General features: G+C 62.9%; 21 protein-coding genes and 1 tRNA gene. 15 read left to right on the top strand and 7 right to left on the bottom strand.

Features of this window, described 5'->3' with window-relative positions; all coding sequences use genetic code 11:
- Window positions 1-3 precede the first annotated feature (3 nt).
- On the bottom strand, window positions 4-1,716 hold the full coding sequence (locus BLV60_RS16815) for an acyl-CoA dehydrogenase family protein (RefSeq protein ID WP_371127377.1): 1,713 nt from the start codon (window positions 1,714-1,716) through the stop codon (window positions 4-6).
- 279 nt (window positions 1,717-1,995) lie between these two features.
- On the opposite strand from BLV60_RS16815, the gene BLV60_RS16810 reads away from it, so the two are divergent.
- The 10 genes from BLV60_RS16810 (at window position 1,996) to BLV60_RS16765 (ending at window position 11,532) form a co-directional block, all read left to right on the top strand.
- Entirely contained in the window at window positions 1,996-2,835 is an 840-nt protein-coding gene (locus tag BLV60_RS16810; protein WP_093056419.1) for an AraC family transcriptional regulator, read from the top strand.
- Between the two features lie 229 nt (window positions 2,836-3,064).
- Window positions 3,065-4,057: a class I SAM-dependent methyltransferase gene (locus BLV60_RS16805; protein WP_093056418.1), complete on the top strand. Its 993-nt coding sequence runs from the start codon at window positions 3,065-3,067 to the stop codon at window positions 4,055-4,057.
- A gap of 47 nt (window positions 4,058-4,104) precedes the next feature.
- The gene (locus BLV60_RS16800) at window positions 4,105-4,923 is read left to right on the top strand and encodes a hypothetical protein (protein ID WP_093056417.1); all 819 of its coding nucleotides are present in this window, start codon (window positions 4,105-4,107) and stop codon (window positions 4,921-4,923) included.
- Window positions 4,924-4,948: 25 nt separating this feature from the next.
- Entirely contained in the window at window positions 4,949-5,242 is a 294-nt protein-coding gene (locus tag BLV60_RS16795) for a DUF1330 domain-containing protein (RefSeq protein ID WP_093056416.1), read from the top strand.
- A gap of 88 nt (window positions 5,243-5,330) precedes the next feature.
- Window positions 5,331-6,245, top strand: a complete 915-nt coding sequence (locus BLV60_RS16790; protein WP_093056415.1) for a DMT family transporter — start codon at window positions 5,331-5,333, stop codon at window positions 6,243-6,245.
- A 23-nt stretch (window positions 6,246-6,268) separates the two neighbouring features.
- Window positions 6,269-6,994 carry an alanyl-tRNA editing protein gene (locus BLV60_RS16785; RefSeq protein ID WP_093056414.1) on the top strand — a complete coding sequence of 242 codons (726 nt, stop codon included), beginning with the start codon at window positions 6,269-6,271 and terminating at the stop codon, window positions 6,992-6,994.
- A 12-nt stretch (window positions 6,995-7,006) separates the two neighbouring features.
- The gene (locus BLV60_RS16780; protein WP_093056413.1) at window positions 7,007-7,684 is read left to right on the top strand and encodes a Rieske 2Fe-2S domain-containing protein; all 678 of its coding nucleotides are present in this window, start codon (window positions 7,007-7,009) and stop codon (window positions 7,682-7,684) included.
- 280 nt (window positions 7,685-7,964) lie between these two features.
- Entirely contained in the window at window positions 7,965-9,068 is a 1,104-nt protein-coding gene (locus BLV60_RS16775; protein WP_093056412.1) for a Leu/Phe/Val dehydrogenase, read from the top strand.
- On the top strand, window positions 9,065-10,204 hold the full coding sequence (gene argE, locus BLV60_RS16770) for an acetylornithine deacetylase (protein WP_093056411.1): 1,140 nt from the start codon (window positions 9,065-9,067) through the stop codon (window positions 10,202-10,204). The genes BLV60_RS16775 and argE overlap by 4 nt, the downstream gene beginning before the upstream one ends.
- Window positions 10,201-11,532: an MFS transporter gene (locus BLV60_RS16765; protein ID WP_093056410.1), complete on the top strand. Its 1,332-nt coding sequence runs from the start codon at window positions 10,201-10,203 to the stop codon at window positions 11,530-11,532. The genes argE and BLV60_RS16765 overlap by 4 nt, the downstream gene beginning before the upstream one ends.
- 76 nt (window positions 11,533-11,608) lie before the next feature.
- Here BLV60_RS16765 and BLV60_RS16760 read toward each other — a convergent pair.
- The 6 genes from BLV60_RS16760 to cysS form a co-directional block, all read right to left on the bottom strand.
- Window positions 11,609-11,701: transfer RNA gene (locus BLV60_RS16760), tRNA-Ser, on the bottom strand.
- Window positions 11,702-11,728: 27 nt separating this feature from the next.
- Window positions 11,729-12,997 (bottom strand): aspartate kinase, encoded by a 1,269-nt coding sequence (locus tag BLV60_RS16755; protein ID WP_093056409.1) that lies wholly within the window; start codon window positions 12,995-12,997, stop codon window positions 11,729-11,731.
- Window positions 12,998-13,052: 55 nt separating this feature from the next.
- Window positions 13,053-14,030 (bottom strand): tRNA lysidine(34) synthetase TilS, encoded by a 978-nt coding sequence (tilS, locus tag BLV60_RS16750; protein WP_093056408.1) that lies wholly within the window; start codon window positions 14,028-14,030, stop codon window positions 13,053-13,055.
- Window positions 14,031-14,045: 15 nt separating this feature from the next.
- On the bottom strand, window positions 14,046-15,026 hold the full coding sequence (locus tag BLV60_RS16745) for an acetyl-CoA carboxylase carboxyltransferase subunit alpha (protein WP_093056407.1): 981 nt from the start codon (window positions 15,024-15,026) through the stop codon (window positions 14,046-14,048).
- A gap of 16 nt (window positions 15,027-15,042) precedes the next feature.
- Window positions 15,043-15,693: a DNA-3-methyladenine glycosylase family protein gene (locus tag BLV60_RS16740; protein ID WP_093056579.1), complete on the bottom strand. Its 651-nt coding sequence runs from the start codon at window positions 15,691-15,693 to the stop codon at window positions 15,043-15,045.
- Window positions 15,694-15,710: 17 nt separating this feature from the next.
- Window positions 15,711-17,087 carry a cysteine--tRNA ligase gene (gene cysS, locus BLV60_RS16735; protein ID WP_093056406.1) on the bottom strand — a complete coding sequence of 459 codons (1,377 nt, stop codon included), beginning with the start codon at window positions 17,085-17,087 and terminating at the stop codon, window positions 15,711-15,713.
- Between the two features lie 204 nt (window positions 17,088-17,291).
- On the opposite strand from cysS, the gene BLV60_RS16730 reads away from it, so the two are divergent.
- Genes BLV60_RS16730 through BLV60_RS16710 form a run of 5 tightly spaced genes read left to right on the top strand, consistent with a single transcriptional unit; the run spans window position 17,292 to window position 20,699 of the window.
- The gene (locus BLV60_RS16730) at window positions 17,292-17,882 is read left to right on the top strand and encodes a tetratricopeptide repeat protein (protein WP_093056405.1); all 591 of its coding nucleotides are present in this window, start codon (window positions 17,292-17,294) and stop codon (window positions 17,880-17,882) included.
- Between the two features lie 60 nt (window positions 17,883-17,942).
- Window positions 17,943-18,551, top strand: coding sequence for a peptidylprolyl isomerase (locus BLV60_RS16725; protein WP_093056404.1), 609 nt, complete (start codon window positions 17,943-17,945; stop codon window positions 18,549-18,551).
- 33 nt (window positions 18,552-18,584) lie between these two features.
- Window positions 18,585-19,097, top strand: a complete 513-nt coding sequence (locus BLV60_RS16720) for a peptidylprolyl isomerase (RefSeq protein WP_093056403.1) — start codon at window positions 18,585-18,587, stop codon at window positions 19,095-19,097.
- Window positions 19,098-19,116: 19 nt separating this feature from the next.
- Window positions 19,117-19,893: a UDP-2,3-diacylglucosamine diphosphatase gene (locus tag BLV60_RS16715; RefSeq protein WP_093056402.1), complete on the top strand. Its 777-nt coding sequence runs from the start codon at window positions 19,117-19,119 to the stop codon at window positions 19,891-19,893.
- A gap of 14 nt (window positions 19,894-19,907) precedes the next feature.
- Complete coding sequence (locus BLV60_RS16710) at window positions 19,908-20,699, top strand: M90 family metallopeptidase (RefSeq protein ID WP_093056401.1); 792 nt, start codon at window positions 19,908-19,910, stop codon at window positions 20,697-20,699.
- The last annotated feature ends 132 nt before the right edge of the window (window positions 20,700-20,831 follow it).

Raw genomic sequence — 20,831 nt, 5'->3', positions numbered from 1 at the left:
CCTTCAGATGGATACCGACTGCGCCGCCTCAGACACATCGGCGCGAGAGACGATTCCGCGCAGATCCGCCCCAGTGGCCAGAGTCCCCATCACTCCGGCGTGCTGACCGCCCAGGCGCGACTCGACGAAGCGCTGTGCCACCGCGCCATCGCTGTGCCTGAGCATCTCGCTCGCCTGGAGCGCAAGGGCCATGCGCGTCACGATGGCGCGCGAATTGCCCTCATCGACTGCACCCGCAGAAAGATCGTCGCGCAGGCCGGCGATGAACTTCGCATACGCCGCGTTGGCAACTCCCGGCTGGGAGACTTCATCGAGAAAGACTTCGAGCGAGCCCTTCTCGCGGCCGAGCGCGCGCACCACGTCCATGCACATCATGTTCGTCGTGCCTTCCCAGATCGAATTGAGCGGCGCCTCGCGGTACAGCCGCGCGATGGGGTTCTCCATGATGAAGCCGTTGCCGCCGTGAACCTGCAATGCCTCGTAGACGAAGTACGTCGCACGCTGGCAGTTCCAGTACTTGACCACGGGCGTTGCCACGCGGGCAAGAAGCCGCTCGCGTTCGTTCGATTCCATGCTGTCGGTTGCGCGTGCGACACGCATCGCCGACAGCATGGCCGCTTCGCTTTCCAGCGCCAGGTCCGCCAGCACATTCGTCTGCATGGGCAGGTCGGCCATCCGGCGACCGAAGCCGTCGCGTGTCGATGCGTGGTTGATCGCCAGCGTGAGCGCCTGGCGCATCAGGCCCGCAGAACCCACTGCGAAGTCGAGGCGGGTCAGGTGTGCATGCGACAGGATCTCGCGGATGCCTCGCCCCTCTTCGCCGACCAGCATCGCCCAGGTCTTGTTGAACTCGACCTCGCTCGATGCGTTGGAGCGGTTTCCGCACTTGTCCTTCAGGCGCTGCACGGCAACGCGATTGGCACTGCCGTCCGGCAGGAAGCGCGGAACGAAGAGGCAACTCACGCCCGAATTGGTTTGAGCCAGCGTGTAGAAGCCGTCGGAAGTCGGAACCGAAAAGAACCACTTGTGGCCCGTCACGTTGTAGATGCGAGCACCGTTCTCGGTTCCGACGAAGGTGGCCGTGGTCTGCGTCTGGCGCAGGTCGGAGCCGCCCTGCTTCTCGGTCATGGCGTAGCCGATCACGGCGCCCGTTTTCTGCGGGAGCGGCAGGCGGCGCGGGTCGTAGCGACCGGAGAGCGTCTTCTCCCGCCAGATTGCGAACTCCGGCCGCCCCGCAAAACCGGCGCAGGCAGCGTATGCCATGCCAGTGGGGCATCCGGTGCCGTTCTCGACCTGGTTCCACAGGTAGCTCAGCACCGCACGCGCAAAGTGGCCCGACGGCTCATTGGTTGTCCATGCAAGGCTCGGTACGCCATGCGCGAAACCCAGGGCCATGAGTTGATGCCAGGCGGGATGAAACTCGACCCAGTCCAGACGATTGCCGAACCGATCATGCGTGCGCAGTTGCGGGCTGTGTTCGTTGGCCAATCGTGCGAGGTCCTGCACCTCTTCATTGCCCGCCAATGCGCCGACCGCCGTTGCATCGGGAATGCTCCAGGCCGCATGACGCTCCACGAGCTCTCGTAGAGCCACATCGCCTGTGAACGCGTTGTGGCCGGTGCAAGCACTGGCCTGGTTGAATACCCTGTGTGTCTCGACGCCATCGGCCAGGGGAAACTGAAACGCCAGAGCCGTACTTTCGAGGGGCATGTTCATGAAGGTCTCCAGAAGTTCGCCGCGCTACAGGCATAGTGAATCATTCTTCGCGATTCGTGAACCTGAATCCGTTCTTTCCCGGGCCGGGCACCCGACACACCAGGACCGCAAAATGGCACAGTCTTTGCGTGCTCAAGCTACAGCGACCTGGCGCCGCCCCGCCCGCTCCCCAGATCGCGCCGTAGTCACTGGAATAGACAGCCTTGCTCACCATTCAGGTGCCATGCAACCGGTTGGACGCTGAAAGCGTTACAACCGCTGATCCAAACGGAGGCTTCGTTGGCCAAGCTGGACCCTCTGAATACATCGCGCTACTGGCATGTGCCCGGCATGCCGGGCATGGACATGCTGCATGCGGACTTCACGACGCATGAATACGCGCCCCACGTGCACCATTCCTTCGTGATCGCGGTCACCGAGGTTGGAGGCGCCGAATTCAAGAGCCGCGGCCGCACGGGCATTGCCAATCAGCAGGCGCTCCTCGTCTTCAACCCGGCCGAACCCCATTCAGGCCGCATGGGCGGCAGTGCCCGGTGGCGGTACCGCGCCCTCTATCTGGCCGAGCCGGGCATCAGGCATCTGATGACGACACTGGGCATCGATCAGACCCGGTACTTCGGATCGAACATCTATTGCGACCAGGAGCTCATCGGCAGCTTTCTGGAGCTTCATCGCGCCTACGACGGAAACAGCGATCAATGGGACCCTCTGCGGCAGCAGGAGCTGTTCGTTCATAGCTTCGGAACGCTCTTCCAGAGCCACGCACAGCCGGGACAACGCGTGCTCCCGGTGCCGGCAGATGCCAACGTGCTCGCGCCAGTGCTGGAACTGCTGCGCGACTCTTTTGCAGAGCGATTGGCCCTCGAGCAGATGGCGGCGGCCGCCGACCTGACGCCCTTCCAGCTGATCGGCGCATTCAACCGCACGATCGGATTGACGCCCCACACGTACCTCACGCAGTTGCGGCTCAGGGCCGCCATCAGTCACCTCACTGCCGGCCGGCCGCTGATCGAAGCCGCCGTTGCGAGCGGCTTTTACGACCAGAGCGCGCTCACCAGGCATTTCAAGCGCACCTTCGGCATGACGCCTCTCCAGTACGTCCGCGCCCGGACCTGCTGAGAAGCCGCTCCCCCCGCCCTCGAGCCATGCGCTGAGGGCCTTCTTTCCTCCGCTTCTTGTTTCCGCTCGGCTCGCGCGGAATTCGGATTCGTCTTTTTGGCGCGATTGCTTCCGGCCGCAATTTTTACCAATACGGGTTTCTCCGCGCTGACTATCGTGCAACTAAATGGTTTCGACCAGCGCAAAGTAATCAGTTCGTTTTCAATAGTGTTTAACCCACAGGTGACCCATGCAAAATGTTGATCGCGGCATTACTGGTTCCTCCCTCGCAGGCTCCGCAATCCTGCTGGAAATAGGTGCAGAGTACGGAATCATTGAATTTCTCCAGAAATCGCCGGTCGTGGACGCTGCAACGGCGTCCCGATCCTGCGGAATCAAGGAATCGGTAATTTCCGCCTACCTCGACTCCCTGAGCAAGGCCGGAATCATCGAGGTGTTGGATGAAAAAGCACCCGCCACCTACAAGGCCGGCAGCAATTTCGACGAATTGATCAATGAAGTCGGATATCTTTCCTGGGCGCTCCGCGCTTGCGCCCCCTTGATCAACAACGCGAAAGAGTTTTCGGAAAACAACGAAGAGGCGCAACTCAAATACCCACGCAGCGGTGGTCTGGTCGCCCGCACATCGAAATGGATGGGCGAAAAATCCTTCTATCCGCAGCCGGAAAACGCCATCGTAGCGATGGCACCAAAGAAAATCGTAGATCTTGGATCAGGCTCCGGAGGATTCCTGATCCGCATGCTCAGGAAAATTCCGGGCTCAAAAGGCGTTGGAATTGATCTGAGCGCGTCGGCCACCGAACAGGCCATTCGCGCAGCCAGTGAAGCAGGAATGAGCGACAGGCTCCAGTTCGTGACTGCCCCCATCCAGATCCTCACGGAAGATGCCTCTCTCATCAGGGACGCGGACATCATCCACGCAGGATTTGTCATGCACGATCTTCTTCCTGCCGAAGAAGAAACGCTCGACTCGTTGCTGCGTGCCTGCTGCGCCAATGCAATCAAGGGCACGCTGATCATCGTCGATGCGATTCCTGTTGCTCAATCCAGCTGGGAAAAGCCGTTCGCCGCGGCATTCAATCATTTGCACAATCATTTCATGTCCAGAAAGCTTCTCAGTGAAGATGAATGGACTGAAAAATTGTTCCGCGCGGGCTTTTCCAATGTGCGGGTTGAAATACTTGATCACCCTGGAGGGCGAATGTTGATGGCCAGTAAATAATTGAATTTTCACGGCATTTTTTAACCAACTGTAATTAGGAGCACGAAATGAGCGTTACCATTTCCGATCTGGTTGAGAGAGTTAAAAGTCATCGTTGCTATTCCCACCCGATTTTCAAGAATTGGGTCAAGATTGAACCGGAGCCTCCTGTTGTGGGAGCCCTTTTCCACCAGATCCAGAGCTTCTGCGCGTCCACGCGTCCTGGATGGAGTTTTCCGGATGCGCTCAAGGAGCACGGGCTGCACAGGCAGAGCGAGCTGCTGGAAGAAATCGTCGAGAGCGAATCTGGCCACGGTCCTGAACTGGCGACGATGGCGGGATACATCGTCAACCAGTCGGCCGAAAAGCCCGTGTTTGCAGACCTCTACAACCAGGAGAAGGTCGAAGCGAAGCTCAAGGACTTTTCCAACCAGTTGCTCGGCTCCCTGCCCGGCTACGACATGGACACCGGGTTGACCGCGCAAGTCCGCAAGGCCATCGGCGTCTTCGATCACCGCAAGATGACGGACATCGAAAACACCTACCGGAATCTCGGCACCACGCTGGCGCTGGAAATGATCTCCAACCAGCAATTGATTCCGGGCGAAAAGTATTGCCTGGTGGACAGCGGCATCTACAACGCCGACCTCGAAGTGCCTGAAATGCACTACCTGCTGGAGCACTGGGGCGAAGTCGGCGCCGAGCAGCACCACGAGCAAAACGCCCGCACCGCGGTCGAACTCGCCTTGAAAACCGAATACGCCCACTTGGTCATCGAAGGCGCGGACGATTTTCTCGATTCGCTGACCGGCCTCTGGGACGTTCTGGATGCGGCATTGCTGCAATCCGGTGTCGCCGCGGAGCAAAGAAAAGTGGCTTACGTATAACGGCGGCGCCAAGCCTGGTTGTCATATGGTCGCCTATCTGATTGGCCGGATGTCCATTGTGGACCCGGATCAATACAACCAATACAAGCAACTCACGCCCGGGATCATAGAAAAGTTCGGAGGCAGGTTTCTGACGCGGGGAGGCGAGCGCATGCATTTGGAAGGCGCTCTGGATGATCGGCGCGTGGTTCTTGTCGAATTCAAATCTGCCGATGCGGCGAGAAAATTCTACGAATCGCCGGAATACACTTTTGCAAAGGAATTGCGAAAGGATGCTGCAGCCGATATGCAGCTCATGGTGATCGAGGGATTTGAATAGCGATAGCTTTTTGCCTTGCCCTTTTGATGCTTTAAAAAACAAACTGGCTGGCACGACCGATGGAGACCCGGTCGTGCCGGAACGAAATATGACGACTATTGCCCTACCTGTTGCTTCAAAAAGCAAAAACTTCTTTTCTTTCGTTGCGCTTCTGCTTGGCGCGGCGGCGTTGGCGCTGGGCGGCGTTTTTCTTCGCCACAGCGAATTGCCTCCGACTGCGAGCGCGGTCTATCGGGTTGCGCTGGCAATTCCGATTTTCTTTCTGCTCGACATGCTTGCGGCAAGAGCCGAGCCCGTGCGCACGACCGGCTCGCCCACTGAAAAAATGCCGGCCATTCCGATTAAGCTAATTCTTGTCGGATTCATTTTTTCTGGAAATCTGGCGCTTTATCACTGGTCGATGACGCTGACCACGCTGGCCAATTCCAATCTTCTTGCCAACCTTGCGCCGATCTTCGTGGTGCTTGGGTCCAACCTGTTTCTGGGGAAGAAATTCAAGCCCGGCTTTCTGTTCGGAATGCTGTTTGCGCTGGCCGGCGCATTCATCCTGATCGGGCATCGGCTGGATTTTGGTTCGACCTACATGGCAGGAAATCTGTTAGGCCTTTTGACCGCAGTTTTTTATGGCTCGTATCTTCTGGCAGTCAGCCTCGTACGCTCGAACTATCGAACGATGACCGTCATGGCGTGGAGCAGCGTCGGTACGTTGATCATTCTCCTGCCCATCACGATCCTGCGCGGTGAGTCGCTTGTTCCGCACACGATCAACGGAATGCTGATGCTGCTGGCCTTGGCTGTCGTGTCGCATGTCGGAGGCCAGGGCCTCATTGCCTATGCGCTGGCCAAGCTCCCGGCCGCGCTTTCTTCAATCACCCTGCTGATACAGCCTGTCATTGCAACCGTGCTCGGCGCCTATCTGTTCCACGAATATCTGAGCGCCACCGAGTTTGCGGGGGCCGTGATCATTCTGATCGGCATCGTTACCGCACGACGATTTTCATAAGCGTTTCGCCAACCGAGGAATTCATGTCTCCTTATCTCTGCCATATCGAACCCGATTGCTTTCAATTCGAAGCCAATGTCATAGCGCGCCGCCCGAATGCGGTTCTTCTCGACCGGTCTTTCTTCTATCCGGGCGGTGGCGGGCAATTGGCGGATCGCGGCACGCTGCAATGGAATGGTGGCGAAATCAAGATCGGCCGGGTCGAAACGGAGGGTCGCAATGCGTGGCACGTCTTCGACGAAGCTGAAACCGCCTCCATTCCCGGCGACAAGGTCGTCGCCAAAGTGGATCAGGATTTCCGCTTCATGATGAGCCAATTGCACACGGGCCTGCACATCCTCAATGCGCTCGTCTATCAGCGCTTCGAGGGCTCGCTGGTAACGGGCGTGCAAATGGCGGCCGACGGCACGGCCCGCATCGACTTCGACTTGCCCGCGGCCGACAACAACGAGTTGCGCAAGCTCGAGCCCGAGCTCAACACCCTCATCTCCGACGGGCTGCAGGTGAATGCGGTGTACCTCGACGCCGCCGGACTCTCGCGCGAACCTGGGGTGCTACGCAGCCGGTCCGTAGCACCACCGAGCCAGGACGACGGCACCACGCGCATCATCGAGATCGTGGGACTCGACCGGCAGGCCTGCGGTGGAACGCATCTTTCGAAGACTTCGCAATCGGCACCGTTGCGCATCCTGAAGATCGAGAACAAGGGGCAGCACAACCGGAGGATCCGGATCGGCCTGGTCAAATAAGACGAGCGAGCCATGCCGCCCGTTGAACCGCCCCCCTCGCGCCCTCTGCCCGAGGGTTTTTTGCCTCCGAACTGCACGTCCTCCGAGCAAGACTGGCCGGTTCTGGCCAGGCAATGGTTTCCGGTCTCACGCGTCGACGAGGTGCCGGCAAAGCCTAGGCAGGTGATCTTGCTGAATCTGCGGTTGGCCATCTATCGCATGCCGGATGGCATTCGCATTGGCCGGGACATGTGCCCGCACCGCGGACTGCCATTGAGCACGGGGCGCATCGAAGACGACGAACTGGTCTGCGCCTACCACGGCCTGCGCTACGGGTCCGATGGGCAATGCCGCAAGGCCCCGGAGAAGCTTGCACTCAAGACGGTGGAATGCTTCAGGATCACGATGTTTCCTGCTGTTGAACGCCATGGCCTTGTCTGGACTTGCCTGATCCCCCAAGGCGAGCCGGGAATACCGGATATTCATTCGACGATCGAAGCCTCCGATCCGGAGCGTCCGGCATCGCCAATCAAACTTCAATATGAAGATTGGATAGGTTCGGCAAAATTCGAATTTTCCGGCGGCGAAATAACAATCGACCCCGAGCATCACCAGTCGCTGCAGGATCTCGCGCTGAACGAGTACCAAAGGCTGTTCAGCGAGATGGGATTGATCACGACAGCGCCCGCATTGCAGCCGTCCCGCGCCTGATCTTGCGGCGCCAAATTTTCACCAATATCACCGCGTCTCCCGATGTCATGCTGTGCCCAACAGCGAGGCCATCACATGACGCAATCATTCCGCCAAGCAAGCCCTGAAGTTCTGTCGCTCACCGATGCGGTGCTCGACGTTCCTCCAGTAGAGCTATCGCTATATCTACACCGCTTGCTGCTGTTTCTAGCCTGCACTCCCGGGCATTGATGCGGCAGCGGCCCTGGAGCAGGCCGCGTCCGCATTCGTTCACATCGAAACTCAAAAAACAGATAAATAAATGACCGTCTTCTCTACCGAGTCTTTTGCGGACCATGAACAGGTGGTCTTCGTATCCGACGATCGGGTCGGGCTTCGGGCCATCATCGCCATTCACAGCACCCGGCTCGGGCCGGCCCTGGGCGGATGCCGCATGTATCCCTACGCCGACGAAGCTTCCGCCCTGCGCGACGTGCTTCGCCTGTCGCGTGGAATGACTTTCAAGGCCGCGGCCGCGGGACTCGGCCTGGGTGGAGGAAAGTCGGTGATCCTCGGCGACCCGCGCAAGAGCAAGACGCCCGAACTGCTGCGGGCGATGGGCGTGGCGGTCAACCGCCTGGGGGGCCGATACATCACCGCCGAAGACGTGGGCACCACTGTCGCCGACTTCGCCTGGGTGCGACAGAACACCCGGCACGTGGTCGGGTTGCCGGAAGAACTGGGCGGCACCGGAGATCCTTCGCCGACCACGGCACTGGGCGTTTATCACGGCATCGTGGCCAGCGTCGCGCATCGGCTGGATCGCGACCTGCGTGGGCTGACCGTGGCAGTGCAAGGCCTGGGCAACGTCGGCTGGAACCTGTGCCGGTTGCTCGCCGGCGCGGGGGCACGCCTCACGGTATCCGACGTCGATGCGGCGCTCGCGCGCAAGGCCTGCGCCGAGTTCGATGCGCAGGCGGTCGAGCCCGACGAGATCTATGCCGTTCAAGCCGACGTGTTTTCTCCTTGCGCGATGGGCGCCGTCGTGAACGATCGAACCCTGCCGCAGATGAAGTTCCGGGTGATCGCCGGCGGCGCCAACAACCAGCTGGCCGGCGACGAACATGGCAGGCAGCTGCGCGACAAGGAAATCCTGTACGCGCCGGACTTCGTGATCAACGCGGGCGGCCTGATCCGCGTGGCGTCGGAGCACGAGGGTTTCAATTCCACAAAAGTGGATTCTCAGGTGAAAGCCATCGGCGCCACCCTGCACCGGATCTTCGAACTCGCCGGGCGCACCGGCACACCGACCCAATCCGCGGCCATGCAGCTCGTGCAGGAGCGGCTCGGCGGCGGCAACTCCAGCAGAAGCGCGAACAACGGCAACAACAGCGCCAGCAATGCCCTGGCCGAGCGTGTCGCATGACCACCATCGAGATCCTCAGAACCCTGGTGGCATTCGATACGACCTCGCATCGCTCGAACCTCGACCTGATCCACTGGATCGCCGACTACCTCGCGGGACACCGGGTGAAGGTGCACCTCGTGCACAGCGAGGACAAGCGGAAGGCGAACCTGCTCGCCAGCATCGGCCCCGACATGGCGGGCGGCATGGTGCTCTCCGGGCACAGCGACGTCGTGCCCGTGACCGACCAGAACTGGAGCGCCAATCCCTTCACGCTGGTCGAACGCGACGGCCGCTTCCACGGCCGCGGCGCGGCGGACATGAAGGGCTTCATCGCCGCCTGCCTGTCGGCCGTGCCAGCCTGGCAGCGGCGCCCCCTGGGCCGTCCGATCCACCTTGCTTTCTCTTATGACGAAGAGATCGGGTGTCTCGGCGTTCCGGAGCTAGTGAACCGCTTGAAGACGCAAGTGGAAGCCCCCGCGCTGGCCATCATCGGCGAGCCGACCGAGATGCGGATCGGCGTCAGGCACCGGGGTTTCTTCGGGCATAGGGCGCTCTTCAGCGGGCTTCCCGCGCATTCGAGCGACCCGTCGCTCGGCGCCAGCGCGATCGAGCCCGCCGCCTACCTGGTCACCTGCCTGGCCGGGCTGCGGCGCAGCTTTGCCAGCCGGGGTGGCGAGGCCACCATCAACATCGGCCGGATCGACGGGGGCACCGCCATCAACATCGTGCCGGGGTGCTGCGAGGTCTTGTGGGAGTTTCGTCCGCAAGACGAAGCGGCTGCGGAACTCGTGCGCGATACGGTCCGGGATGCGCTGATGGACCTTCCCCTTGGCGTCACGGTCGAGGCGGTGCAGGTAGCGGGCGTGCCGGCGCTGTCGGCACGCGACAACGACGCGGCAGTCTCGGTCGCGCGCGAACTCGGCGCGCTCTGGCCGGAGGCGGAGCTGCCGTTCGGCACCGAAGCGGGCTTCTTCCAGCAGGTCGGCATTTCAACGGTGGTATGCGGCCCCGGCTCCATCGCGCAGGCCCATCAGCCGGACGAATGGATCTCCGCAGCCCAGCTGCAGGCGGCCGATCGCTTCATGCAATCGGCCGGCGCATGGGCACTCGCCGAAGCCGATGTCTCACCCGCCCCCTCTCTCAAGACAGCATGAAAAACCTCGACGCAGCCACGGTGGCTGATGCCACCAGCGCCTTCGGCACCCTTGCCTCCAACGAGCCCCACGATGCAACGCGCCGGATGATTCCCGCGGCGGTCATCGGCAACACGCTCGAGTGGTTCGACTTTGCCGTCTACGGTTTCTTCGCGATCACTATTTCCAAACTGTTCTTCCCCACGGGCGACGAAACCTCTTCACTGCTGCTGACCGTGGCGACCTTCGGCGTGGGCTTCGTGATGCGGCCGATCGGTGCTGTGATTCTTGGCGCGCTCGGCGACACACATGGGCGCAAAGCCGCGTTGTCGACAACGATCCTGCTGATGGCGCTTGGAACGGCAATGATCGGCCTAGCGCCGACGTACGCCGATGCGGGCCTCTGGGCGCCCGCGTGGATCGTGCTGGCGAGGCTGATCCAGGGCTTCTCCGCCGGCGGCGAGGTTGGAGGGGCGACGGCGTTTCTCGTCGAGCACGCGCCGAAAGATCGCAAGGGCTACTTCGCAAGCTGGCAGCAGGCGAGCCAAGCCGGTGCACTCCTGCTCGGTTCGCTCTTTGGCGCGACGCTGACGGGGGTTCTGAGCCCCCAGCAACTGGAAGCGTGGGGCTGGCGGATTCCATTCCTGTTCGGCCTGGTCATCGGCCCGGTGGGCTGGTACATCCGCGCCAAGACGCGGGAGCCCGCAACCTTCGAGCGGGCCAAGGCCGCCAACCAACAGGCGTCCCCGCTGAGGCAGGTGATGGGCTCGTACCGCAAGGAAATCGTCGCCGGGTTCGGCGTCACCATCGTGTGGACGGTGTGCACGTATTTCTTCCTGGTCTACATGCCGACGTACGCCGTGCGCACGCTGAAGTTGCCGCAGAGCGCATCGCTGTGGGCAAATGGCGCCGGGCTCCTGGTGCTGGTCGTGCTGGCGCCGGTTTTCGGTGGGCTCTCGGACCGGATCGGACGCCGGCCGCTGCTGGTCGGGTTCGCTGCGGCAATCCTCGTGCTTGCCTATCCGGCGCTCTGGCTGCTCACGGCCTTTCCGAGTGCCGCGACCTTGACGGCTGTGCTGGTCGTATTTGCCGTGCTGATCGCCGGGTTCACCGGCCCCGCTCCCGCCGCCATGGCCGAGCTCTATCCACCGCAGGTGAGGTCCACGGGGCTTTCGATTGCGTACAACTTTGCTGTCACGATCTTCGGCGGCTTCGCGCCATTCATTGCCACGGCGCTGATCGCCCGGACCGGGAGCCCGCTCGCCCCTGCCTGGTACGTGATGTTCGCCGCGGCCGCCAGCCTGGTGGCGCTCCTGGTCGGAGGGGCGGCTCTGCGCAGCAAGGCTTAGTGCCAAAGTTCTTTTCTGCCATGGGCTCGGACAGAAAAAAGCCCCTGTAGTCTCACAACTACAGGGGCTCTTGTCTTGGCGGAACCGGAGGGATTCGAACCCTCGATGAGGCTCTACACCCCATACTCCCTTAGCAGGGGAGCACCTTCGGCCACTCGGTCACAGTTCCTGAAAGAAGCCGAGATTATGCCATCACTTAGGCGCTCGGTTGGTCGAGATCGAACGCTTTATGCAACGCTCGCACGGCCAGTTCCATATATTTTTCGTCGATCACGACCGAGGTCTTGATTTCGCTGGTCGAGATCATCTGGATGTTGATGCCCTCTTCGCTCAGCACGCGGAACATCTTGCTCGCCACGCCCACGTGGCTGCGCATGCCGATGCCGACGATGCTGACCTTGCAGATCTTCGTGTCGCCGACGATTTCGGTCGCGCCCAGCGAGGGCATGACCTTCGACTGCAGCAGGTCGATCGTCTTCGCGTACTCGTTGCGATGCACGGTGAAGCTGAAGTCGGTCTTGCCGTCCTTGCTGAGGTTCTGGATGATCACGTCGACTTCGATGTTGGCGTCTGCCACAGCACCGAGGATGTGATACGCGATGCCGGGCTTGTCGGGCACGCCGAGCACCGAGATCTTGGCTTCGTCGCGGTTGAATGCGATGCCGGATACGACGGCTTGTTCCATGTTTTCGTCTTCCTCGAAAGTGATCAGCGTGCCGGACTTGGCCTCTTCATTGATGTCGATGTCCCACGGCGTGAAGCTCGAAAGCACACGCAGCGGCACCTTGTACTTGCCGGCGAATTCCACCGAGCGGATTTGCAGCACCTTGGAGCCCAGGCTCGCCATTTCGAGCATCTCTTCGAAGCTCACGGTCGTCAGGCGGCGCGCATCGGGCTCGACGCGCGGGTCGGTCGTGTAGACACCGTCGACGTCGGTATAGATCAGGCATTCGTGCGCCTTCATGGCCGCGGCGATGGCCACGGCCGAGGTGTCGCTGCCGCCGCGGCCCAGCGTGGTGATGTTGCCGTCGTCGTCCACGCCCTGGAAGCCGGTAATGACCACCACCTTGCCGGCGTTCAGGTCGGCCATCACGCGCTCGTCGTCGATGCTTTCGATGCGGGCCTTGGTGTACGAGTTGTCGGTGCGAACCGACACCTGCCAGCCCGCATAGCTCACGGACTCGACGCCCTCGGCCTGCAGCGCAATGGCCAGCAGCGCCGACGACGCCTGCTCGCCGGTCGAGGCCAGCATGTCGAGCTCGCGGTTGTGGGCCACGCCGGGTTTGCTGGGCGCCAGTTCCTTGGCCAGGCCGAGCAGGCGGTTGGTCTCGCCGCTCATGGCACTCGGAACCACGATCATCTGGTGGCCTGCGCGCGCCCACTTGGCGACGCGCTTGGCGACATTCTTGATGCGCTCGGTCGAGCCCATCGACGTACCGCCGTATTTGTGAACGATCAATGCCATGGGTGAAATCAGAGAAAAGGAAAGGGCCGCTTGAAAGGCGGCGCCCTGCAAGCTGTCAGAGCAAAGTCTTTGGCGAGGGCGGAGCATTGTACCAATGCAGGAAATCGCCCTGCCGCTGGACGAAACCGGCGGCCACCTTGAGGTGGATGCGGTGGCCCCGCGTGGTGCAGGCGCGGACCTGGTCCAGCAGCTGGTCGAGCTGCGCGGCGCTGGGGGCGCAGCCGTGCGACTGCATCAGCCAGTGGCGCAGCACGTTGGCCTGGCGGGCGCGCGACAGCGTCTGCAGCGTCGCCATGCGCGGCGGGTCGCCTACGGCGTCCAGGTCTTGCGCCGCCAGCTCGCTCAACAACTGCTGCGCCTGCGCGGCGTGGCCGGCGCTTCGCGCAAAGGTGGCGCGGAACTGCGGAAATGCCTGCTCCAGCGCGGGCAGCAGCACGGAGCGGATTTTGTTGCGGGTGTAGCGCGCGTCGCCGTTGGTCGGGTCTTCGATCCACGGCAGATCGCGGCCGGCCAGCCATTCACGGATATCGGCGCCGGCAACCGCGAGCAGCGGCCGGTAGATGTCGAGCCCGTGGCGTTGCGCATGCACTGGCATGGCCGCCAGCCCCGGCAGCCCCGCACCGCGAGACAGCGCCAGCAGCAGGGTTTCGACTTGGTCGTCGGCATGGTGCCCCAGCGCTATGGATTTGATAGCCGCCCTCGCCCCATTAGCGCTCGCCATCTCGGCAAACGCCCCATAGCGAGCACGGCGGGCCGCGTCTTCAGGACTATCGCCCGGCGCATGCCGGGCGTCGACGCGATGAACAACCAGCGGCACGGCCATGCGCTCGCACACTACACGGCAATGCTGCTCGAAGCCGTCGGCCGCAGCCTGCAGCCCGTGATGCACATGAAAGGCAAGCACCTGCCCCGGCCAGCGCGCCGCGCAGGCGGCCAGCAAGGCGGTTGAATCAGCACCACCGCTGAACCCCACCGCCAGCGGCCAATGCGCCGGCTCGAACGCGGCAACGGCGCGTTCGAAAGCGGAGTTCATGACAGCGCCTGCGCGTTATCTGCCGGTGTCGGCCTTGGTGTCGTTGAAGCGGCCGTAGCTCTGCAGGCGCTCGTAGCGGCGCTCCAGCAGCTCCTTCGGCTTCAGGTCGCTGACCTGGCGGAAGGCATCATTGAGCGCGCGCTTGAGAAACGCAGCCATCTGGCGATGGTCGCGATGCGCACCGCCAACGGGCTCGTTCACGATCTTGTCGACCAGGCCCAGCGCCTTGAGGCGGTGCGCGGTAATGCCCAGCGCATCGGCCGCTTCCTGCGCCTTTTCGCTGGTCTTCCACAGGATGGAAGCGCAGCCTTCGGGGCTGATCACGGAATAGATCGAGTACTGCAGCATCAGCAGCTGGTCGCCGACCGAGATGGCCAGCGCGCCGCCGGAGCCGCCTTCGCCGATGATGGTGACGATGATCGGCACCTCGAGCTGCGCCATCTCGAAGATGTTGCGGCCAATGGCTTCCGATTGGCCGCGCTCTTCGGCGTCGATGCCGGGGTACGCGCCGGGGGTGTCCACGAAGGTGAACACCGGCAGCTTGAATTTCTCGGCCGTCTTCATCAGGCGCAAGGCCTTGCGGTAGCCCTCGGGCTTGCTCATGCCGAAGTTGCGCGCGGTGCGCTCCTTCGTGTCGCGGCCCTTCTGGTGGCCGAGCACCATGCAGGGCACGCCGTTGAAGCGCGCTAGGCCACCCACGATCGACAGGTCGTCCGAGAAATGCCGGTCGCCGTGCAGTTCGACGAAATCGGTGAAGATTTCATTGACGTAGTCGAGCGTGTAGGGGCGCTCCGGATGCCGCGCAATCTTGGTGATCTGCCAGGGCGTCAGGTCGCTGTAGATGTCCTTGGTGAGCTGCTGGCTTTTCTTGCCGAGCTGATCGATTTCTTCAGAGATGTCGACCGCGGATTCGGTCTGCACATAGCGCAATTCTTCGATCTTTGTTTCGAGTTCAGCAATGGGCTGCTCGAAGTCGAGGAAGGTTCGTTTCGCCAACGTCTTCTCCTGTTGTTCAGTACGCGACTGGAACCGGGTCCAGCGATCGCCAAATATACCAAGTCGCCACGCTGCAATATGGTGCCCAGGCCACGGCGACGTCGCGGGCATCGCTTCGGCTGACCGGATCGCCCGAAAAATAATTGACGCTGATGCCGTTGAGCAGCCCCAGGTCGTCTACAGGCAGCACGTTCGGGCGCATCAGGTGAAAGATGAGGAACATCTCGGCCGTCCAGCGGCCGATGCCGCGAATGGCCACGAGTTCTTCGATGATGAGCTCGTCCGACATGTCCTTCCACGCATCGACGTGGACCATGCCCGAATCGAAATGCAGGGCCAGGTCGACCAGGTACTCGATCTTGCGCGCCGACAGCCCCGCCCCGCGCATGTCGTCGACCTTGAGCTTGAGCACGTTGGCCGGCGTCAGCTTGCGCGGCAGCGCGGCAAACTTGTCCCAGACCGACTGCGCGGCCTTCACCGAGATCTGCTGGCCCACGACGCTGCGAGCGAGCGTGGTGAACGCATCACCGCGCGATTCGAGACACGCGTCGCCGAACTTCGGAATCAGCCGCTTCATGACGCGGTCTTTCCGCGAGAGGTGCTTGCATGCCTCTTCCCAATAGTCCGGCGTGTAGATCTGAACGCTGGTCTTCTTGCTGGCGGGCATGGGGTTCGTCGTTCCGTTCACTGCGCAGCCGCCCAGGTCGTGCCCGCGGGCGAATCCTTGAGCACGATGCCCTGCTCGAGGAGTTCCTGGCGAATGCGATCGGCTTCGGCGAAGTTCTTCGCGGCCTTGGCGGCGGCGCGCTCCGCGATACGGGCCTGGATGGCAGCATCGTCCAGCGTGCTGCCGGCCTGCAGGAAGGCCCGCGGGTCGCCCTGCAGCAGCCCCAGCGAGCCGGCCAGCGCCTTCAGCAAGCCGGCGGTCTCGGCGGACTTTGTGCGGTTGACCTCGCCGGCCAACTCGAACAGCACGGCGATGGCTTCGGGCGTGCCGAAGTCCTCGTCCATGGCGGCCTTGAAGCGCGCCGCATGGGGATCGGCCCAGTCGATGGCCACGTCGGCCGGGGCAACCAGGTCGAGCGCGGTGTACAGGCGCTTGAGCGAATTGCGCGCGTCGTCGAGGTGCGCGTCGCTGTAGTTGAGCGCGCTGCGGTAATGCGTGCGCACCAGGAAGAAGCGCAGGCTCTCGGCGTCGTACTTCTGCAGCACTTCGCGGATGGTGAAGAAGTTGCCCAGGCTCTTGGACATCTTCTCGTTGTCCACGCGCACGAAGCCGTTGTGCACCCAGAAGCGCGACAGCGGTTTGCCGTTGGCGCCTTCGCTCTGGGCGATTTCGTTCTCGTGGTGCGGGAATTGGAGGTCCGCCCCGCCGCCGTGGATGTCGAAGGTCTCGCCCAGGGTGGCGCAGCTCATGGCCGAGCACTCGATGTGCCAGCCCGGCCGGCCTGTGCCGTAAGCACTTTCCCACTTGGCGTCGGCGGGTTCGGTCGGCTTTGCGGCCTTCCAGAGCACGAAGTCGAGCGGATCCTGCTTGCCGTCGAGCACGGCAACGCGCTCGCCCGCATGCAGCTCGTCGAGCGACTTGCCCGACAGCTTGCCGTAGCCCGGGAACTTGCGCACCGCGTAGTTGACGTCGCCGTTGTCCGAGCGGTAGGCCAGACCTTTTTGCTCCAGCTTCTCGATGATGCCGAGCATCTGCGGCACGTATTCGGTGGCGCGCGGCTCGATGGTGGGTGGCTCGATGCCGAGCGCACCGATGTCCTCGTGCATGGCCGCGATCACCTCGTCGGTCAGCTCGCGGATGGTGATGCCACGCTGCACGGAGCGGGCAATGATCTTGTCGTCGATGTCGGTGATGTTGCGCACGTAGGTCACGGCGTAGTCGCTGGCGCGCAGCCAGCGCTGCACCACGTCGAACGCCATCATCATGCGGGCGTGGCCGATGTGGCAGAAATCGTAGACCGTCATGCCGCAAACGTACATGCGCACCTGTCCCGGTTGCAATGGGGAGAATTCCTCCAATTCACGCGACAGCGTGTTGTAGATGCGCAGACTCATGAGATTCGGAAAGCGTCGCTTCGCGCACGTACGGCACGGGCGAACGACGGTGTTTTTCAGGGGTGACGGGGACTGTGGTCGCGAGGGGTTGGACATGGCCCCTCGGCTACAATGAAACCAAGTATAAACGGCTGCCACCGCGCAGCGTTCGGGTGTTCCCCAAGCCCGCAAGCCTGCATCTCCCCCCATTTCCGCCGAGGCTTCATGAAGCACGCCGCATTCTCCAGACTCTCCATTGCCTTCGCACTGCTGTTCAGCCTGTGGGGCTCCGCCGTGCACGCCAACGAATACGACGACGTGAACGCGCTGCTGCGCCAGGGCAAGTCGAACGAAGCGCTCGCCAAGGCCGACACCTACATCGCCGGCAAGCCGCGCGACCCGCAGATGCGCTTCCTGCGCGGCGTGATCCTCACCGAGCAGAACAAGCAGGCCGAGGCCATCACCGCCTTCACGCAGCTCACGCAAGATTTCCCCGAGCTGTCCGAGCCCTACAACAACCTGGCCGCGCTGTACGCTTCGCAAAGCAAGTTCGACCAGGCGCGCAACGCCCTCGAGCAAGCCCTCAAGCTCAACCCGAACTACGCCACGGCGCACGAGAACCTCGGCGACGTGTACGCCCGCCTCGCGGCACAGGAATACGTGCGCGCGCAGCAGTTCGCCAGCACCAACGCCAGCGTCGCGCCCAAGCTCGCGCTGATCCGCCAGATCTTCAGCTCGAAGGCCGAAGCCGAAGCGGCCGCCCTGCCCGCGCCGCCGGTGGTCATCCGCAAGCCGGTCGGCCGCACCAGCAAGTAATCGCTGCCGGCACGGGCGCCCCAGGGTGCCTGCCGCGCAGCCCCGTCCCTTCATCCGCACATGGAGCCCCGTTTGACGACTCACACCCTCTCCCGTTTCAGCCGCCGCAGCGCCCTCGTTCTGGCCGCCGCACTCACGTTCGCCGCCACGGGCTATGCACAAACGGCCGCGGCACCGCGCGTCAAGCTCGCCACCTCGGCCGGCGACATCGTGGTCGAGCTCGATGCAGCCAAGGCGCCCAAGTCGGTCGAGAACTTCCTGCAGTACGTCAAGGACAAGCACTACGACGGCACGGTGTTCCACCGCGTGATCGACGGCTTCATGATCCAGGGCGGCGGCTTCACGGCCGACCTGCAGCAAAAGCCCACGCGTGCGCCCATTCCTCTGGAAGCGAGCAACGGCCTGAAGAACGACAAGTACACGATCGCCATGGCCCGCACCGGCAATCCGAATTCCGCGACCTCGCAGTTCTTCATCAACGTGAAGAACAACGACTCGCTCAACGCGCCCAACCCCGACGGCTACGGCTACACCGTGTTCGGCAAAGTCGTTGCCGGCACCGACGTGGTCGACAAGATCCGCACGGTGGCCACCGGCAACAAGGGCGGCATGCAGAACGTGCCGCTCGAAGCCGTCACCATCAAGTCCGCCACGCTGCTGGCGAAGTAATCCCTTTCCCCCTTTTCTCAAGCAGGAGCCCTCATGAGCAACCCCCAAGTCGAACTGCACATCAAGAACTACGGCGTGATCACGCTCGAACTCGACGCCGCCAAGGCGCCGAAGTCGGTCGAGAACTTTGTCTCGTACGTGAAGAAGGGTCACTACGACAACACGGTGTTCCACCGCGTGATCCCCGGCTTCATGGTGCAAGGCGGCGGTTTCGAGCCCGGCATGAAGCAAAAGCCCACCGACGCCGAGATCCAGAACGAAGCCAACAACGGCCTGAAGAACGACAACTACACCGTGGCAATGGCCCGCACCAGCGCGCCCCACTCGGCCACCGCGCAGTTCTTCATCAACGTGTCCGACAACGGCTTCCTGAACCACACCGCACCTTCGGCCCAGGGCTGGGGCTATGCCGTGTTCGGCAAGGTCATCAACGGCACCGACGTGGTCGACAAGATCAAGGCCGTGAAGACGGGCCGCAAGGGCTTTCATGACGACGTGCCGCTCGAAGACGTCGTGATCGAAAAGGCCGTTGTCACCGCTGAATGACGAACAGGCGCGACGCGGCATGACGACTGTGGCGAACCCGGCTTTTACCGAGCTGGTGGCGCCACCCGCGTGGCGCACCGTCGACCTGATTTCCGACCTGCACCTGCAGGCCGGCGAGCCCGCCACCTTCGAGGCTTGGCAGGGCTATCTGCAGACCACGCCTGCCGACGCACTGATCATCCTCGGCGATCTGTTCGAGGTGTGGGTCGGCGACGATTCGGCCACCCTCCCCGGCTTCGAGGCTCAGTGCGCCGACTTGCTGCGCCGCACCGCGCAGCGGCTGCCGGTGTTCTTCATGCACGGCAACCGTGACTTCCTCGTCGGCCCGGCGTTTGCGACGCAGTGCGGCCTCACGCTGCTCGACGACCCGACGGTGCTCGTGCTGCACGGTCAGCGCTGGCTGCTGAGCCACGGCGACATCCTCTGCCTGGAAGACACCGAGTACCTCAAGTTCCGCGCGCAGGTTCGCACGCCCGAGTGGCAGGCCGCGTTCCTCGCAAGGCCGCTGGAAGAGCGCCGCGCGCTCGCGCGCTCCATGCGTGTGCAGAGCGAAGACCGCAAGCGCAATCCGTCGACCGTCTGGGCCGATGTCGACACCGCAGCGGCACGCGAGTGGCTGCAACAGGCAAACGCCCCCACGCTGGTGCACGGCCACACGCATCGCCCCGCCGATCACGACATGGGCAACGGCCTGCGCCGCGTCGTGCTGAGCGACTGGGATGCTGCCGCGCATCCGCCGCGCGCGCAGTTGCTGTGCCTCTCCACTGCCGGCGCGCAGCGCGTTGATCTGCGCTAGCCGCGCCGCCAGCAATGTTCAAGTGGCTGCGCCGCCTGCGCGCCCTGCCCCCGATTCCTGAAGCCGCCTGGCAGGCCGCGCTCAGGCGCTACGCCTTCCTGGGCGCACTGCCGGACGCCGACCGGCAACGCCTTCGCACGCTGACGGCCGAGTTCCTGCGCGACAAGGAATTCCACGGCGCCAAGGGCTTCACCATCACCAACGAAGTGGCGCTGGCCATCGCGGCCCAGGCCGTGCTGCCGGTGCTGCACCTCAAGGGCGGGCTGAACTGGTACGACGATTTCGTCGGCATCGTCGTGCACCGCTCCGAGGTAGTAGCGCGGCGCAAAGTGGTTGATGAAGCCCAAGTGGTGCACGAGTACGGCGAAGTCGTGGCTGGCGAAGCGATGGAGCGTGGCCCCGTCATGCTGAGCTGGGACGACGTGCTGGCGAGCAGCGTCACCAGTGAGCGCGGCTACAACGTCGTGATCCACGAGTTCGCCCACAAGATCGACATGCGCAGCGGCGACGCCAACGGCTGCCCGCCGCTGCCGCCCGGCTTTGCGGGCCAGCGCAACGCGCGCGCGGCCCGCAAAGCCTGGCTCGCCGTGCTGCAGTCCGCCTACGACGACTTCCGCGAGCAGACCATCAAGGCTGAGCGCTTCGGCACCGAGCCGCCGTGGCTCGACGCCTATGGCGCCACGTCGATCAGCGAATTCTTCGCGGTAGCCTGTGAGGCCTACTTCGTGAGCCGTCCCAACTTCGCTCGCGACTTCCCCGGCGTGCTCGCGCTCTTCGATGAATTCTTTCTGCCCAGAAGGCCCTGACACCTGAACAGGGGGCAGTCAATTTGCAGCTGCTGCCTGACCCGTCCTGCCATAGGTTGACACCTATGAGGGACACAGAGCCGGCCTGTTCAAGCCGGCCAGAGACGCCCGATGGACCTCATCGGGCGTTTT

The sequence above is a fragment of the Variovorax sp. YR634 genome (genome assembly GCF_900106655.1).
Taxonomy (GTDB): Bacteria; Pseudomonadota; Gammaproteobacteria; order Burkholderiales; family Burkholderiaceae_C; genus Variovorax.
Note: the sequence above shows the minus strand (reverse complement) of the source record. Positions and strands in the feature narration are given on the sequence as shown.